Annotated in this window: 13 protein-coding genes; 3 read left to right on the top strand and 10 right to left on the bottom strand. The window is 44.9% G+C overall.

From position 1 onward, the window contains the following. Window positions 1-242: 242 nt before the first annotated feature. Together INQ51_RS01950 and INQ51_RS01945 are read left to right on the top strand one after the other, a co-directional pair. Entirely contained in the window at window positions 243-1256 is a 1014-nt protein-coding gene (locus INQ51_RS01950; protein ID WP_233376220.1) for a glutamine synthetase beta-grasp domain-containing protein, read from the top strand. Window positions 1257-1332: 76 nt separating this feature from the next. Further along, window positions 1333-2520 (top strand): pyridoxal phosphate-dependent aminotransferase, encoded by a 1188-nt coding sequence (locus tag INQ51_RS01945; protein ID WP_233376219.1) that lies wholly within the window; start codon window positions 1333-1335, stop codon window positions 2518-2520. Here the strand turns inward: INQ51_RS01945 and INQ51_RS01940 are convergent. The 3 genes from INQ51_RS01940 to INQ51_RS01930 are packed head-to-tail and all read right to left on the bottom strand — an operon-like array spanning window position 2477 to window position 5767. Continuing rightward, a complete protein-coding gene (locus tag INQ51_RS01940; protein ID WP_233376218.1) occupies window positions 2477-3334 on the bottom strand; it encodes an HAD-IIA family hydrolase in 858 nt (285 codons plus the stop codon). The two genes, INQ51_RS01945 and INQ51_RS01940, sit on opposite strands and share 44 nt — an antisense overlap. Before the next feature lie 4 nt (window positions 3335-3338). Further along, complete coding sequence (locus tag INQ51_RS01935; protein ID WP_233376217.1) at window positions 3339-4385, bottom strand: hypothetical protein; 1047 nt, start codon at window positions 4383-4385, stop codon at window positions 3339-3341. 26 nt (window positions 4386-4411) lie between these two features. Further along, entirely contained in the window at window positions 4412-5767 is a 1356-nt protein-coding gene (locus INQ51_RS01930) for a glutamine synthetase family protein (protein ID WP_233376216.1), read from the bottom strand. A 242-nt stretch (window positions 5768-6009) separates the two neighbouring features. Here INQ51_RS01930 and INQ51_RS01925 point away from each other — a divergent pair, with 242 nt between their 5' ends. Further along, complete coding sequence (locus INQ51_RS01925; RefSeq protein ID WP_233376215.1) at window positions 6010-8199, top strand: glutamine synthetase III; 2190 nt, start codon at window positions 6010-6012, stop codon at window positions 8197-8199. A 44-nt stretch (window positions 8200-8243) separates the two neighbouring features. Here INQ51_RS01925 and INQ51_RS01920 read toward each other — a convergent pair whose 3' ends face one another. The 7 genes from INQ51_RS01920 to INQ51_RS01890 form a co-directional block, all read right to left on the bottom strand. After that, on the bottom strand, window positions 8244-8795 hold the full coding sequence (locus tag INQ51_RS01920) for a DUF1697 domain-containing protein (protein WP_233376214.1): 552 nt from the start codon (window positions 8793-8795) through the stop codon (window positions 8244-8246). Between the two features lie 65 nt (window positions 8796-8860). After that, window positions 8861-10882: an LTA synthase family protein gene (locus INQ51_RS01915; protein ID WP_233376213.1), complete on the bottom strand. Its 2022-nt coding sequence runs from the start codon at window positions 10880-10882 to the stop codon at window positions 8861-8863. A gap of 10 nt (window positions 10883-10892) precedes the next feature. Continuing rightward, entirely contained in the window at window positions 10893-12131 is a 1239-nt protein-coding gene (locus tag INQ51_RS01910) for a YaiO family outer membrane beta-barrel protein (RefSeq protein ID WP_233376212.1), read from the bottom strand. 3 nt (window positions 12132-12134) lie between these two features. Then, window positions 12135-13568 (bottom strand): glycosyltransferase family 2 protein, encoded by a 1434-nt coding sequence (locus INQ51_RS01905; RefSeq protein WP_233376211.1) that lies wholly within the window; start codon window positions 13566-13568, stop codon window positions 12135-12137. Window positions 13569-13571: 3 nt separating this feature from the next. After that, a complete protein-coding gene (locus INQ51_RS01900; RefSeq protein ID WP_233376210.1) occupies window positions 13572-15023 on the bottom strand; it encodes a hypothetical protein in 1452 nt (483 codons plus the stop codon). Window positions 15024-15062: 39 nt separating this feature from the next. After that, complete coding sequence (locus INQ51_RS01895; RefSeq protein ID WP_233376209.1) at window positions 15063-15431, bottom strand: response regulator transcription factor; 369 nt, start codon at window positions 15429-15431, stop codon at window positions 15063-15065. Between the two features lie 396 nt (window positions 15432-15827). After that, window positions 15828-17345, bottom strand: coding sequence for an AbgT family transporter (locus INQ51_RS01890; protein ID WP_233376208.1), 1518 nt, complete (start codon window positions 17343-17345; stop codon window positions 15828-15830). Window positions 17346-17375 lie beyond the last annotated feature (30 nt).

The following is a 17375-nucleotide window of genomic DNA, read 5'->3' as shown; positions in this document are numbered from 1 at the left end:
GGTAAATGTACATGAAAAATAAAATAAGTATTGTATTTTGATGGTTGTTTGTGGTATGTGTCTTATTTTTGTATCGATGATATCTTCGGAAGTGGGGGGTGTGACAAAAAACTGATTTTAATGTAAATTTTGTATTAATTTTTTACATTTTGTCATGAAACAACCGAAGTCAATTTCATTTAATCATACTTTTGCGTCGAACAGTTATAGATTATCCATAATTTAATATAATTTATTACACTATGAAATCAAAGTTGGAATACATTTGGCTGGACGGTACTGTACCAACCCAGCACCTGAGAGCAAAAACCCGTGTTGCAGAAAACTTCAGTGGTAAGTTGGAAGATTGCCCGGAGTGGTCATTCGACGGTTCTTCAACTAATCAGGCTGCAGGTGGTTCTTCTGACCTTTTGTTGAAGCCGGTATTTATTTGCCCCGATCCGGACCGCAAAAATGCTTACCTGGTATTAACCGAGGTTTTGAATGCCGACGGAACTGCACATGATTCCAATGGTCGTGCTCATATCGAGGAAGAGGATGAAGATTTCTGGTTTGGTTTTGAGCAGGAGTATTTTCTGTACGATCCTCAGACCCGTCTTCCATTAGGTTTCCCCGCAGGTGGTTTCCCGCTGCCACAAGGACCTTACTATTGTGGTGTTGGTGGTTCTAAAGCTTTTGGTCGTCAAATCGTAGAAGAACATTTCGATCTTTGTTTGGAGGCTGGTTTGAATGTTGAAGGGATCAACGCAGAAGTAGCTGCCGGACAGTGGGAATTCCAGATTTTTGCCAAAGGTGCACACAGTGCCGGCGACCAGATTTGGATGGCTCGTTTCCTGTTGGAGCGTACAGCCGAAAAATACGGTGTGGATGTAGAATGGCATCCAAAACCACTGGGTAAAGACCTTGACTGGAACGGTTCGGGTATGCACGCCAACTTTTCTAACGGTTTAATGAGAACCTGCGGCGATGAAAAAGTATTTACGGCTATTTGCGAAGAATTCGGGAAGCATATTCCGGAACACATTGCTGTTTACGGTGCCTACAACGATCAGCGTTTGACCGGTAAGCACGAAACAGCTGCCATTACTGATTTTAGTTACGGTGTTTCTGACCGTGGTGCTTCAATCCGTATCCCTGTTGGTACAATCGAAGCCGGTTGGAGAGGTCGTTTGGAAGACCGTCGTCCTGCTTCTAACGGAGACCCGTATAAAATCGCGGCCCGCATTATCAAGACAACGAAACAAGCGAAAGTTTAACTTTATAGTTGCAAAATAAAGAAGGCTGTACCGTTCGCGGTGCAGCTTTTTTTGTGTTTTTTTGTGTCCCGAAACTATGGATAAGAACAGACTAAAAATAGACCGGCATTTGTTTGAGGAAACTTCACATTCCCCATCGTTGGTGGATATTGTTGGTGAAGACAGGTTGGAACAGGTGGTGGATTTTTGTTTTATTGAAAATCCCTATTTTCCGGGGAAGGCGTTGTTGCGAAAAATTCAGCAGAAACTGCCGGTGCTTATTAAGTTCTATCCGTCGAGCAACCCGGTATTGGCGCAAAAAGAACTGGCTTCGGTGGTACATGCGCAGCCCGAACATCTGGTGATCGGAAACGGGGCAACCGAGCTTATCACGATCATTCAAAATCAGCTGGTTTCCGAAATGGGGATTCCCGTTCCAACTTTTAGTGAGTACATCGAAAAGCTTGAGTATTCAGGAAAAGTGAAGCTGTTTCAGTTGCCTCCAGAAAAAGGATATCTGCTCGATTTGGACGCGTATGCCGAGTGGCTGGAGCAGGAAAAACCAGACACTGCGCTGATCATCAACCCGGGAAACCCGACGGGGCAACTTATTGGGTTGGATGAAATGCTGGGTTTTCTGAGACGGATGCAACACCTGGAGCTAATCCTGGTAGATGAGTCGTTTATTGATTTTGCAGCGGATGAAATTCCGTCACTTATTCCACATGTGGCTGAATTCTCAAATCTGATTATTGTGCGCAGTATGAGCAAACACTGCGGAGTTCCCGGCCTGCGGTTGGGCTATTGCTGTACGGCCAACGAGGTGTTTCTGAGAAAGATCAGAAATGTGCTTCCAGTCTGGAATATCAATACTTTGGCCGAGTATTTTTTAACGCAGCTTCGCGAAACGGACAAAGAATACCACGTGGCCAGGAAGAAAGTGAGAGCCGATGTGGAGTTGCTATTCAATCAACTGAAGGGGATTGATGGATTTGAAGTGTATCCCTCCGGGAGTAATTTTATACTGCTAAAGATCAAGGGCGGTTCAACGGCATACGAGGTACAAATGCGTTTGCTGGAGGAGTTTGGAGTGTACGTGCGTGATTGTTCCAATAAAACCGGAATGGATAAATTTCACATCCGGGTTTCATCCAAAGGGAGAAAAAAGGATAAGGTGCTGGTAGAAGCCCTTCGCCAGATCTCAAAAGATCTGGGTAGCAACCCTCAGCCGCTATTGAATGTTAAGGCTCAATTACGGCCGATTCGCACACATAAGTGGGGATAATTCCTGAACTTCCAATGCGGATGCTTGCCATTTCGGGCAGCGTGTTTCCTGAAAGAACCAGTGCTGTATCCAGACCGAACTTGTTTCCGCCGATAATATCCGTGTAAAGAGTGTCGCCCACCATCAGAATTTCATCTCTTTTTACGCGAATATCCTGAAGGGCACGTTCGTAAGCAAGCAAAAACATCTGGGCATCGGGTTTTCCGAAGCGGATGAATTTTTTCCCGAGGATTTTCTCCACCAGGTCGGCGAGGCCACCAATGGCTATCGAGATGTCGTTTTTGTTTACCGGGTAGTTTTTGTCCGTGTTAGCAACCACCACGTTCATGTTCTTTTTGCGCAACAGGTTGATCGACTTGTTGATGTCAACGTTCCAGTCGAAACCTTCGTCGTCCAGAAAGGCAAAGGATTGAATGTGGTCGATGTTATTTAAGTCGATATCGCCGATCGGAACGGTATGTAAGCCCGCGGTTTCAATGTAATGTGCCGATTCCCGGGTGCCAAGGTAGGCCACCGAATTCCCGTCTTGCAACTTGGTTTTAAAGAACTCCATGGCCAGCATCCCTGACGACAGAATTTTGTCGGTGGTAATACAGGTCAGGCCGCGTTTTATGTACCAGTTGGAAAGCTCTTCCGGGCTGCGCGACGAGTCGTTGGTAAGTACATAATAGTAAATACCGTTCTTCTCGAGGTACTCAAAAGTCTGGTGAATATCCTGGATCAATCCACTGTGGTTTTTAAGCACTCCAAAGGCATCAAAAAATACGGCTTTGTAATTATTTACAATACTTTTAAAACTTTTTGTTCGCAACATTCTGCTATAATTTTAAAGTCTTCAATATTTTTTCCACCCGGTAATTGGCATCCATTGCCGGGAAATAAGTGTCGTAAGCCTCTTTGATCAGTTTGTTGGAATAGTATTTCCTGAAGAAGTACGGACCGTCTTTGATCACGTAATTCAGGATGAAAAAGCGATAGGTTTCTTTGATCAGGCGGACTTCTGCTACACTTAGCGGGAAGATCCGGTGGTATTCTTTCAGGAATATCATAAAGCGGTCTTCCATCAAGGTGTCGACCAGGTAGCTAAAAACAGTGCGGTCGCCCACATCGGAAACCACGCGGCTGAAAAAGTAAAAATCCATTACACGCGACGACATTCGAAACCAGTCGTAGTCCCAGCGGGAATAAAACTTACCGTCGCCGGTTACCGAGAAATTGCCAATGTTCCAGTCCACAAAAACCGGGATCGTTTCAATTTCGGTCATGTAGTAGGCTTTGTCGGCATTTTCCAGAAAGCAGTCGGCATGACGAAGAATCATATCGCGGTGCGAGTCGCACATTTTTATTTCGTCCTTGTAGATCGATCGTTTCAGCCTTTGAATATCGATGATCACATTTTTGGATGAATGCGGCAACTGGTTGGATACGTTTGTGCAGGCTTTGTGGAAACGGGCCAGTTCGCGCCCGAGCTTTTTTATGTGCTTTTCTTCCAGGCGGCGGGGCAGTTTATCGCGTATCAGGATCGGGTTGTAGAAAACCACCCAGGCGCTTCTGTTTAACTCATGATAGCGGTAAATAAACAACTCGTTGCGTTTTACGAGCGACTGCGCCAGGAACATCTGGTACGGATATTCGAGGTTGTTGGCCAGGTTGTTTATGATGATGTGGTCTTCCCTGAAATCTTCAAAATTGCCGTATTCCGAAAGTTTGGCAAAAACCGGTTCGCGTTTGTAGAACGATACCTTGTAAACGTGGTTGGTCGAAACCTGGGCGCTAACATCAAACACTCCTTTTATCTCGTGCCGGTCGCCGTCCAGTTCCTGCCACGCCAGCTTAATTATTTGTGCATAATCGCGTATTTCCATTGCCTGCTGTTTGCTCCAAAATTAAGCTAAATAATTTCAAAATATCTTCTTAGTTCCCACTTCGGATCATTCTTGTCGATTTGCCGGCATTCCCATTCGCGGGTGGCGGTAAAGTGTTTTACAAACTCGTGCCCGAAAAGTTCAGTAGCAATCTCCGATCCTGCCATTTTTTTTGTGGCCTCCTCTAAAGTGGCGGGTAGTTCACCTCCACCTTTGTTTTGATAGCCGTTGCCGGTAGTGGCTTCGCCCAGTTTTAACTGCTTTTTTATTCCGTATAAGCCCGATGCAAGTGCGGCGGCCATTACCAGGTAAGCATTGGTGTCGGCGCCCGGTACCCGTGTTTCAATGCGGGTTGACTGTGGTGCCCCGGGAATGGCACGAATGGAAGTGGTGCGGTTGTCGATTCCCCAAGTGAGGGTCGATGGTGCCCAGTCGCCACCGCTTAACCGCCGGTAGCTGTTGGGATTGGGTGCAAACATCGGCAGAATATCGGGCAGGCAATACAGTTGTCCTGCAATGTATTGCTTCATGGTTTCGCTCATTTTGTGTGGATCGTTCGCAGCAAAAAACAGGTTGTTTTTATTTTCCGGATCCCATAAACTCTGATGAAGATGCCCGCCACTGCCGGGTAGTTTTAAGTTCCACTTGGCCATAAAGGTGGCTACAAAATTATGGCGGTAGGCAATCTCTTTTACCGATGTCTTGAATAAAAGAGCCTTGTCGGCAGCACTAACCACTTCGTCGTGAATAACGGTGGCTTCCATTACTCCCGGCCCGGTTTCGGTGTGCATTCCTTCCAATGGAATGTTAAATTGCTCCAGCAGGTCAAACAATTCATGAAAATAATCCTGGTTGAGCGAGGTCCTAATAAGTGAATATCCAAACATTCCCGGGGTGATGGGGGTTAGTTCATCAAAATTACCGGCACTTATTTCGCCGGGCGTTCCTTTGAAGTTGAACCACTCAAACTCCTGCGAGAATATGGGAGTAAAACCCATTGCTCTGCTTTGGTCGGCGATTCTTTTAAGCAGGCTTCGCGAGCAAACGGCTTTGGCGTATTGGGGATCGTTACTGAAATCTCCCAAAAAGAAAGGGATGTTTTTTTCCCATGGAATTTCGCGAAAAGTAGAAAGATCGATGTGGGCTTTGGCATCCGGGTAGCCGCTGTGCCAGCCCGTTATTTCAGAATTGTCGTAGCATTTGTCGTTGCAGTCCCATCCAAAAATTACATCGCAAAAGCCAATTCCGTTTTCCACTGAACTCAGGAATTTGTCGCGGTGAATGTATTTTCCGCGCAAAATTCCATCGATATCGGAGAAAGCGATCTTTACTTTTTTAGTCTCTGAATTTTGAATTTTATATAGAATTTCAGCCTTGTTCATTCATTTTTTGATTTTGGTTGAAAAATACTGCTTGTTGAAGCAAATATCAAATCAAGGTTCAGCTCTTTCTGTAATCAAAGATCGTTCTTTTTTATCTGTTTTTGACTTGGTAGCCCCTTTGTGGATAGAGTTAAATGAGAAATAATGATAAATTTTTAAGATAGTGCCCTGTTGTGATATGGGAATAGGTTGATTAATGCTATTTTTGAGTCCAGACATTTATCAGACAAAAACATCATACAATGGCACAATTCAGATTTAAAGCACTCGAAGAGATGCTAAACCGCAAACCGGATGATATCGTCAGGGAAGAAAACCTGGTGTCGGATTATTTTGGAATGCTGGTTTTCGATAAAGCAAAGATGAAGAAATACCTGTCGCGCGAGGCCTACAAAGCAGTAATCGATGCGATTGAGAACGGCACCACCATCGACCGGAAAATGGCCGACCAGGTAGCGCAGGGAATGAAAGCCTGGGCGCTTGAAAACGGAGCCACGCATTATACGCACTGGTTTCATCCGCTTACCGATGGGACAGCTGAAAAGCACGATGCTTTTATTGTACACGGCGCCGACGGGGGAGTGATCGAATCGTTCTCGGGCAATTTGCTGGCGCAACAGGAACCCGATGCCTCTTCGTTCCCCAATGGCGGTATTCGTCAAACATTCGAGGCGCGTGGCTACACGGCCTGGGATCCTACTTCTCCGGCTTTTATCAGCGAAACGACCTTGACCATCCCTACGATTTTTATTTCGTACACCGGTGAGGCGCTCGATTACAAAACACCTCTTTTGCGTGCGCTGCAGGCTGTAAGCAAAGCGGCAACGGAAGTGTGCCAGTATTTTGATAAAAATGTGACGTCGGTGCAGACGAACCTGGGCTGGGAGCAGGAGTATTTCCTCATTGACGAAGCCTTGTTTATGGCGCGTCCCGATCTGCTTCTTACCGGAAGAACACTGATGGGGCATGCCTCTTCCAAAGATCAGCAGTTGGCCGACCACTATTTTTCATCGATCCCGACGCGTGCCAATCGTTTTATGCAGGATGTGGAAAACGAAGCGTACAAGCTGGGGATTCCTGTAAAAATCAGGCACAACGAGGTGGCTCCGAATCAGTTTGAGTTTGCGCCGATTTACGAAGAAGCCAACCTGGCCAACGACCATAACCAGCTGATGATGGATATTATGCAAAAGATTGCCCGGAAGCACAAGTTCCGCATTCTTTTTCATGAAAAACCATTTTCAGGAATCAATGGTTCTGGGAAACACAACAACTGGTCGCTTACTACCAATACGGGGGTAAATGTTTGTAAACCGGGAAAAAATCCAAAGTCGAACCTGCAGTTTTTGACGTTTGTAATAAACACCATCCAGGCTGTTTACGATGGACAGGATTTGTTGCGGGCAAGTATTTTAACCGCTTCCAACTCGTACCGTTTGGGTGCCAACGAGGCACCGCCGTCTATTTTGTCGGTTTTCCTGGGCACGGAGGTTTCGAATATGCTCGACCATATGGAAGAAACAGTGGTAGACCGGAAAATGACACCGGACGAAAAAACAGCCCTGAAGCTTAACATCGGGCGCATTCCCGAAATTATTCTGGACAATACCGACCGCAACCGGACATCACCGTTTGCTTTTACTGGCAACCGTTTTGAGTTCCGTGCCGTGGGCTCATCGGCCAATAATGCCTCAGCAATCATTGTGCTGAATACCTTGGTGGCAAATCAGTTGCAGAAGTTTAAAGTGGCCGTTGACAAGCTGGTTGAAAAGGGAGTGAAAAAGGATGAGGCAATCTTCCAGGTTTTGAAGGAGCTGATCATCAAATCGAAACCGATTCGTTTTAACGGTGATGGTTACAGCGATAACTGGGTGAAAGAAGCCAAGAAACGCGGCCTGTCCAACGTAAACGATGTGCCGGAAGCACTGGAAGCCTATTTGCGCCCGGAGAGCAAAAAGCTGTTTAGTAAGCTGGGAGTACTTAATGAATCGGAACTGCGCGGAAGAGTGGAGGTTGAGTTCGAGAAATTCATCATGAAGATCCAGATTGAAGCGCGTGTTCTGGCAGATATGGCGATCAATCATATTGTTCCAACTGCGGTTGAATACCAAACCATGTTGTTGCAAAATGTGAAGTATCTGAAGGATGTTTTCGATGCGGAAGAATACGAGTCAATGGCGGGCGGACGTCTTGATTTGATTCGCGAGATCGGGAATCATGTCTCGGCCATTAAAGCCAAGCGCAAGGAAATGACGGAGACACGGGCACGTGCCAACAAAATTGAGGATATTCACAAGCGGGCAAGGGTTTACAACGAAGAAGTGCGACCTTTCCTTGATGATATTCGAGAGCACATCGATAAGCTGGAATTAATTGTTGACAACGAAAAATGGCCGCTTCCGAAGTACCGGGAGTTGCTGTTTGCAAGATAATTTGTAATGATGAAACCGCTCTTTTATGGGCGGTTTTTTTGTTTCTATTGCTGAATGTTTTGGGCTATTTCCAACAGCTTTTGTGTGGTTTTCCAGTTGCGGGTGGTAGCCGAAACTCCCAGCCTGGCTTCCAGAAAAGTATTGTTTAGTTTGGTTCGTCCGTAACCATGCGGACAATACAAATAAACTGCTTCGGGCGTTATGTGGATTTCTTCGCCTTCCATTGCTTTGGAGAAAATGGTGTCGGGATGATTTGATTCCGGTGCAGTCGCCAGAAAAGTTACATGCAAAAATGCCGGATCTTTTGAGGCGTCCTTTGCAAAAGGATTATTAGCAACGATATTGTGCCAATGTTCAATTGTACGCACAAGTATCGGGACGTCGTAACCGTAAGTTGACTTAATCTGGCTGTGGATTTGTTCTGCCAGCGTTTCTGTATTCTGCTCCGAAGCGGCAAAAACTACATTTCCGCTTTGGATGTAAGTGCTCACCTGCCGAAAACTTAGCTGTTCGTACAGCTTTTTCAAATCAGCCATTTTTAGCAGGTTTTGCCCGCTTACATTAATACCCCGCAGAATGGAAATGTAGGTTTGCATCGTGTTTTATTTCCAAAATAAACGCGGTGCCGGAACGATGGTTTACAAAAGCCTGTTTTTAATGGCTATTGGCCCGAAAACGTGTAGCGCTTTAAAGAGTCGGGGATGAGCTTGTTGTTTAAGCAGGCATAATTGTTTTTTCGGATAAAGTTCTCCAGCAGGGCACTAAGTTCTTCTTTTTTGAGTGTTGCTTTTTTGGGCTCAATATCCATGTTTTCGTATACCTGGTATAGCACACCGTTTGCCAGCATCAGGTCGTTGCCAATGAAATCGAGAATTTCATTTTTATTGCGCATTAAGGGGTAGGAGTTCTTGTTCCGGAAATCTTTATGGTCGTCAAGTCCTTGCCCAATCCATGATGCGGCTTTGGGGCGCTCGATTATGTTGTGTTTGTCGAGCATGGCCACAAGCGAAGGTGTAATGTCGAAATGGGTTACAAGAGACGAAAATTTTTCTGCCCTTTTAAGCATTTGAGAGTAAATCACCAACGGAACATGAAACCTGTCAAGCTGTGTGGCAATTGGTATTTCCGGCATACGGTGGTCGCCGGTAATTATAAAAATGGTGTTTTCAAACGATGGTAGTTGGCTGTATTCCCGGAAGAAATATTGTAAGGCATCGTCGAAATAAAGAATGGTCGAGAATTGTTTGTCGTATCCGTGGTTGAAAGTGCGGGTCTTGTCATCGAGCTTTAAGCTGTTAACCCGTTGCTGGAATTCAGCAATGTAGTTATCCTGGTCGGGAATGTTAAACGGATCGTGCATGGCAAGTGTCAGCATCACATCTACCCGGGGTTGGGTGGTGTCTGATTGTATTTTACTTATGTAGCGCCTGAAAATTTCGCGGTCGCCGTATCCCCAGGTGAAACCACTCGATGAGGCAGGGAGTTTTTCGTACCCTTCGCCAAAACCGGAGTTGTCGATAATTTCATCCACCCCCTGACGGTTCAGAAACACATCCATGTTGTCGAAATGAGCTTCGCCCCCGTAAACAAAGGAACTTTTGTAGCCGGCTTCTTTTTTAAGCAAGCTGATTAAACTGATATGGTCGGGCATGTCTTCTCCCAGTTCGGCAAAGCCATTTTTTCCGAAAGGAAGCGATGCCAGGGTTGAAGGCAATACCTCAAATGTTCGTCCCGAAGTACTTAGGCAGTTTTCCCAGTATAGGCTGTGTTGCGTCAGCGAATCCAGAAAAGGAGTGAAGCTGCCCAGGTAGGCATCTTTCCCACTGTAGGCTCGTCCCAGGCTTTCAACAATGATAAAAACAAAGTTCGGAGGTGTTTGTCCCAGTTCAAAATACGGACTTAAAACATCGGGGGTGGTTTCAGTACGCAAAAACGGAAAGTCCTCGTCAATGTATGCGAAAGCTCCGTCTTCAGTTTTATTTACTACTTTGAAAGTATAGTTCTGCTCCTGTTGTTTTCCTTTGTACAGGTAATGATTGAATACACTTTCGCCAAAAAAGTTCAGCTTATTGGTAGCTGCAAACATGCTGAATTCGTTGTTATAGGCCGAGGGCTGTTGTTTTAGGAATGGAATCGGTAGTAACGAGGCAAGCATCAGAAGGCAAAAAATGCCGAGCATCCAGGGTTTGAGTTTATAGTACACATGCCGTTGAAAGATGCGAACCATGTACAACAGAAAAAGCGCCATAAAAATGAACGGTAAAATTTTAAGTTCGCCGGATACCTGTACCGTTTGTTTAATCTCTTCTGCCGAGTAGCCAAACAGGTCGGCACCCAGCGGTACCATCGAGGTGGAAAAGTATTTTAACAGCAACATGTTGCCCAGTACCAGCAAAACCGAAAAGGTGATAAAAAAGAAACGCGCTGCCTTTTGGCTGAAATAGGCAATCAGCAAAAAAGGAAGAACCAACAGTGCTGAGATTCGCAGGAAAAGTATGAGGTCGTATTTTAGCCCGAAAAGCAAATAAGGCAAAGTTCCGGGAGGGTAGTTGTAATAGTTGGATGTGATCACCAGTTCGTATAGCCGAACGATGAGGATCATGGTAGCCAGGATGGTGCTCAGGCTGGCAAAGCGCCGGAACGACCGGAAGATCAGGTGTAAAGAATCTGTACTTTTTCCCATGGATCAGTTTTTAAAACAGTCTTGAAATTCCGATATCAAAGGTGTAGTAACCCGAGTAGGTACCCGGCTGGCGCTCTTCGCTTCCCGCAACTACGGCGGCGTTCAGTATCCATATTTTTTTGAATAGGTGGTTGTATTCTACCTTAAGCGAACGTGCTTTCAATGTCAGCTTGTCGATGTTTTCAATCGAATTTCTGCGGTCGTCGGGCGATATCCCGTACCCTGCTTTTAGCCCGATGTAGTTTTCGGCATCCGAAAAATACCGGCGAACTGACAGGGAACCGGATACCGAAGTTCCGTCAGCGTCTGGAGTTACAAAAGAACGCAACGAAATCCAGTAATTTCCTACGTACTTTCCAAAGGTTGCTGTGTATATATCTACGGTGGAGCTGCTAAAATCAAGCAAGCGAATTCCGAGAGAGCCCTCAAATGCGCGGGGGAAACTATGATACCATTCAGCGCCGTAGCGGTTTTTGGGGAACAAGGCGTTGTCCGAAAAACCGTAATTCAGGTAGCCGTAGTTATTCTCGCTTATTTTCGGGTAGGCATCCATTTCGAGCTGAAGACCGGTTTCTCCAAATCTTTTGGAGTAGTTGGCCCTTCCGATTACGGTGCCCAGTTTTGTTTTTCGCCCGTAAGAGAATGCCAGCAACTGCCAGGGATCGCGGTTGAAATCATCGTCAAAAAGGTCGAGCGTGTAGATAATTTTGATGTTGTTTTTTAATAAATCCAGTCGGTATTCACTCAGTTTGCGCACAAAGTCGGTTTCTCCCGGATGTTGCTGAAGAAAATCTTCCAGTACATTCACTGCTTCTTCTGTTCGTTCACTGCTGTACAATATCCTGGCTTTTTTTAAGGCAAAGGGGTGAGAATCGGGATCTGTTTTGAGCGCTTCATTGCAATATTCGATAGCCTTTTCATTGTTATCTGCCCAAAATTCAACATCCGAAAGAGCATCGTAAGCTTCCATATTTCCGGGGCGCTGTATCAGAACATTCTGAAGCACCACCCGCGCCGAATCGTATTTTCCATCCCAGGCGTAGGTTCGCCCCATCAACAAGGCCACATCCGAGTTAAATCCGTCTTTCAGGATGGCGCGGCAAATACTTCGGGCCTTTTCTCGCTCTCCGTTAAAAGCATGTGTTCTTGCCTCTTCAAATGTTTGTGCTTTTAGTGAACCTGAAATTCCGCCGGTATTCAGCAAAATTACAAGTGCAAGGAAAAGTTGGATGTATATTTTATGCTTCATTGTTTATCGTTTTTCCTTTTTGTAACTGGGCATTTCAAAACCCGACCGGGTCATTTTTCCCCACGATTTTTTCTTTTTTATGAAATAGTCGAAATTGCCTCTTAAACCCCAGTAAACAATGAGAGGATGGTAAAAAAACGGCTCAAGCCAGGCCGTTAGCAGCAATTTCATAATCATTCGTTTCTTTTTGTAGCGGTTGTAGGCCAGGTGGTCGAAAAGAATGGCATAGGTTGAAAACATAATGGCAAAGAAATAAACAAAGCCAAGCATCACATAAAAAAACGACCAGCTCGCCCAACCAAGCATGGCGATAATGATAAAGTATAAAATGCCGGAGAATTCAATAATGGGAGCCAGCCATTCGAAAAACACCCAGTAGGGGTGCGATACCATGCCCATAAAACCATATTTGGAATTCATGAAAACATTGCGGTGCAGCATTATGGTGTCGATGGTACCTCGTGTCCAGCGATTTCTTTGGCTGCCCAGAACTTTTAGAGTGGAAGGTGCTTCTGTCCAGCACAAAGGGTCTGAAATGTATACAACCTTGTATTTCAGGTTGTTGTCGGCCATGTATTTTCGCATTCGTACCACCAGTTCCATGTCTTCTCCAACTGTTTTGGTGTAGTAGCCGCCGCAGTTGATTACCACTTCTTTGTCAAAAAGTCCCAGTGCCCCTGAGATCAGTAAAAGTCCGTCCATCCGGCTCCAGGCCAGGCGGCCCATTAAAAACGAACGGCTGTATTCAATTACCTGGCAGCGGGGCAGAAATTTATCAGGTACATTAACCTCCACCAACTGTCCGTTTTCGATGATACACGAATTGGCGATTTGAATAACGCCTCCGGCGGCAATAACGCGTTTGTCAGTCTCTTCAAAAAATGGTTTGATAAGTTTCTTTAGTGCGTGAGGGTCAATGATGGAATCAACATCAATCGAAATAAAGTAATCACCCTTGGCGATGTTGATTCCGGCGTTCAGGGCATCGGCCTTTCCTCCGTTCATCTTGTCGATAACCGTGAGGTTTGAATAGGCCTTTACCTTCGATTTATAGATGCCCCTGATGGTTTGGCACTTGATTTTGTAATCAATCGCAAACGGAACCAGTTCGAGGTCGAAAGCTTTGATGGTTTTTTCAAGCGAATCGTCTTTGCTGCCATCGTTGATAACAATGATTTCAAAGTTTGGGTAATAAAGCCCGAGCAGTGCACGTATGTTGTCGACTATGGTAAGCGATTCGTTGTAGGCCGGGGCAAGCAGCGAAATAACCGGGGCAAAAGACGACGACAGCAAGGCATCGAAATTGGTGGTTTTTGATTCGCGTACATTCTTTAGCAGTTCTTTTGCAGAAACCACGGCAAGCCAAAAATAAAAACTGAGTATGCTGATGGTGTACAGCAAAAAAAGAACTTCTATGATCGTTTTTATAATTGACATAATTTAGTTTCTCGGGTCTGTAACGTGTGCAATTAATAGTTCCAGTTCCTCCGACGGCTGGCTGTTTATCTCCAGCAGGCGTTCCCTGCCTTTGGAACTCATAAAATACATCGAGCGGCAGGCTTCGGTTTTTAGCGACATGTTTTCGCTGATCATCACATTTTCCAGGAATTCAAAATCGTCTTCTGTGCCAATATTTTTGAGTGCCTTTACGATTTCAAGCTTGTTTTTTCCAGTCTCGTTTTTAAAGCGGCTTTTTATCAGGTCGCGGCTGTCGTACAAGCGTAGGTCGTTGATGGCTTTATAGGTCAGGAAACGTGTTTTATCGAGCTTGTTGTCGACCATTTTCAGGATGTCCGGAACATTCTCCAGCTGTTGAAAATAGGTGATCATCCGAAGGCTGAAGTTTCGGATGTTTGGGTGGCGGATATTCAGAAATTGCGCAAACGAAGGCACGGGCAGTTGGTGAACACGGATCAGGTTGAAAACCGAGAGCTGGGTCCACATGGCAAATGGTCGTTCCAGTTGGTGAAAGAAACTGAACGGCGTTTCCGGGTTTAGTTTCACATAGGCGGTTTGCGCTTCGGCACGCACATAATCGCTTGGATCGTTGATTAGTTCATTAATGATTTCCCTGGCTCCTTCGGGATAAAGATGGGTGAGTTCAATTATTCCCGCCACTTTTTTATGGTTGTAGACCGACCGGGTTAGCTTCAATGAATCGTGTTGCAATCCCAGGCGGGTATAAATTTCCGGAATCAGGCTTTCAAACTCTCCCTTAAAATTTGTGTTGAAGTTCATCAAAACAGAGGTGAGTATTCTTCTGTTTTTGCGTTTGTTCCTTTTCCTTAATTTCAGAAATGCGGTTTCCCAGTCGATGCTTCCAAAAAGGTAGGAAAGCAAAACTTCCTCGTACATTTTCCGGTAAACTTTCTCAAATTTCTCGTTGTAGCTTTTTCTTTTTATGGTGTAATTCAGGATAAGAAACACAAAAGCGATGTTGGCGATAAAAACCAAAATAAGTATTACAAAAAGGAAGATAATCGAGTATTCAAAAGCGTTTTCGATTACCGAAATGTAAAACGAACGTACATTCCGGGGAAAGTGATTGTTCCCGTATGTAATCAGGTTTTTCTTTATGCTGGCAATTTTATCTTGCGTAAAGAATACTCCCAGTATCGAATTTCGGTGCGTTTTTTCTGCCGGTAAATCAGAGCCGGTTTTTATTTCTTCAGGTTCTCGGAGAAGGGGGCTTGCGGTAAAAACGGCGTTGTTGTTTTGTGTCGCTGGAGTTGAATCAATGAGAGCCAACTGACTTTCCCGAACAGTGTCCTGGGAAAAAGTAACTAGCTCTTCTGCCTTGCTGTTGTGAACAGAAAGCAGAAAGCATAAAAAACAAAAAAGGACATAACAGTTAGTTATCAACTTTACAGGCGTAAATTTGATACATCCCATTTAATTAGATTTAGTAATTGAACCTAAGGGATAAAAATACTATTTTTTGGATGCCAGCAATCTTTTTACCCTGACATTAAGTTCAATTAAACTAAATGGCTTCACCATGTAGTCGTCAGCTCCCATATCGAAAGCTTTCAGTACATTTTCTTCTGCACCGGCTGCCGAAAGTACCATAATCGGCATCAGGCTTTTGTAGTTGCTGTTTAACTTCGAAATCACTTCCAGCCCGTTTAGGTTGGGCATATAAAGATCGGTGATAAGCAAATCCACCTCGTTGTTTTCGAGTTTTGTTAAGCAGTCTTTTCCGTCTTCTGCTTTAATAATGTCGTACCCTTCGCGGGAAAGACTATGTGCTACCGTCTCCAGAATTAATCTGTTGTCTTCTGCCACTAAAATCCGTTTCATACTATTCCGTTTTAGTAAAACAATTAAAACACAGACTGCAACGATAAGAGACTTTTACAGCGTAAAACTGTATGTTTTTGCATACAGCAATGCCTGTAAAACTCTGTTAATCTAATTTTTACTAAGTTCTTTTTATAATTGCGTCCAATGCAAAAATAGATTTTTTTTGATATATCCTACATTATCTTCAATTATTTTGAATAAAAATCAACCTTTTTGTCTTGATTACGAGCAAAATCCGGCGTTTTTACCTGCTACTCGTATTCTTCGCAGAATATCAAGGGGTGAAATAAAAGCGCCACTCTGCTTGTTTTGAGTGCAACAGAGGACAATCAATACAGAGCATGTGTTAAACATGCCCATGAATAAACCAGTACGGGGCAGCAAGCAGGATTTTTATCCTGCTGCCGGGTAAAAAAGTCCTGAGTCGGGTCCTACGGGCCAGCCAAGTAATAACCAAGCGACCAGCAACAATACCCAGACGATAAAGAAGAAAATCGTATAGGGCAGCATCGTGGCAATGATTGTCCCAATTCCGGCGCCTTTATCGTAACGCTGAAAGAATGCCACAATCAACGCAAAATACGACATCATGGGCGAAATTATATTCGTAACCGAGTCGCCAATACGGTAGGTGTTTTGCACCAACTCCGGAGAATAGCCCAGCAACATAAACATGGGGATAAAGGCCGGTGCCAGAATGGCCCACTTGGCCGAAGCGCTTCCCATAAAAAGGTTCAGAATTCCCACCAAAACAATAAAAGCAATCATCAACGGGATCGATCCCAGTTCCAGTGATTTGATAAAGTGTGCCGATTCGATGGCAAAGATCAACCCAATGTTGGTCCATTTGAAATAAGCCACAAACTGAGCTGCAAAAAAGGTAAGAACAATGTAAATACCAAGGGTTTCCATGGCTTTCCCCATGCCTTTCATTACATCGGTGTCGTTCTTGTAGGTTTTTGCGCCAATACCGTAGGCCACACCTAAAACGGCAGCCGCAATAAAAATAATGGCTACAATTCCCCGTAAAAAGGGCGAATGCAGAACATCGCCGTTTTCGCCTCTCAGGAAGCCGTCTTGCGGCAAAATTCCGATTAAAATAAAGGCCGTTAACGCAGCACCGGCGACAATGGAGAATTTGAGCCCGCGCTTTTCGTAATAATTTAGTTTTCGTAATTCTTCCGGTTTTTCATCGCCTTCGTAAACACCCAAACGGGGAACAATAATTTTTTCGGTTACCCAGGTTCCGGCAATGGCGATAAAGAAGGTGGAAACCACCATAAAATAGAAGTTGGCAGCTGGGTTTACCATGTATGTTGGATCGATAATGTGGGCAGCTTCTTCTGAAAGACCTGCCAACAGAGGGTCGATGGTGCCCAGTAGCAGGTTGGCGCTGTATCCGCCCGAAACTCCGGCAAAAGCGGCAGCCATTCCCGCCAGAGGATGTCGTCCAACAGCCAGGAAAATGATAGCGCCCAGTGGCACTAGCAGTACATAGCCAACTTCGCTGGCAGTGTTTGATAATATGGCGGAGAAAACGATGACGAATGTTAACAGGCGTTTGGGTGCTGATGTTACCAGCAAACGTAGTACGGTGGCAATAAAACCACTGCTTTCTGCAATTCCAATTCCGAGCATGGCTACCAGAACGGTTCCCAGAGGAGCAAAACTGGTAAAATTGGTGACCATTTGTTCCAATATCCGGCCTATGCCGTGTTTCGACATCAGGTTCACCGGTTCTATCATTTCACCGGTACGGGGGTGTAATGCATGGATATCGAAAAGACTGAGGAATCCCGATAGAAGTACTACCAATAAAGCAAAAAGAGCAAATAGAGTTGCGGGATGCGGAAGGGTATTGCCGCCCTTTTCTACGATGTTTAAAAATCTCGCAAGGTATTTGTTATTCATATAAATGTATTAAAGAACTTTGTTTTGCCT

It is taken from the genome of Maribellus sp. CM-23, assembly GCF_021354595.1.
Classification (GTDB): domain Bacteria; phylum Bacteroidota; class Bacteroidia; order Bacteroidales; family Prolixibacteraceae; genus Draconibacterium.
This window is presented reverse-complemented; position numbering and strand designations above follow the sequence as displayed.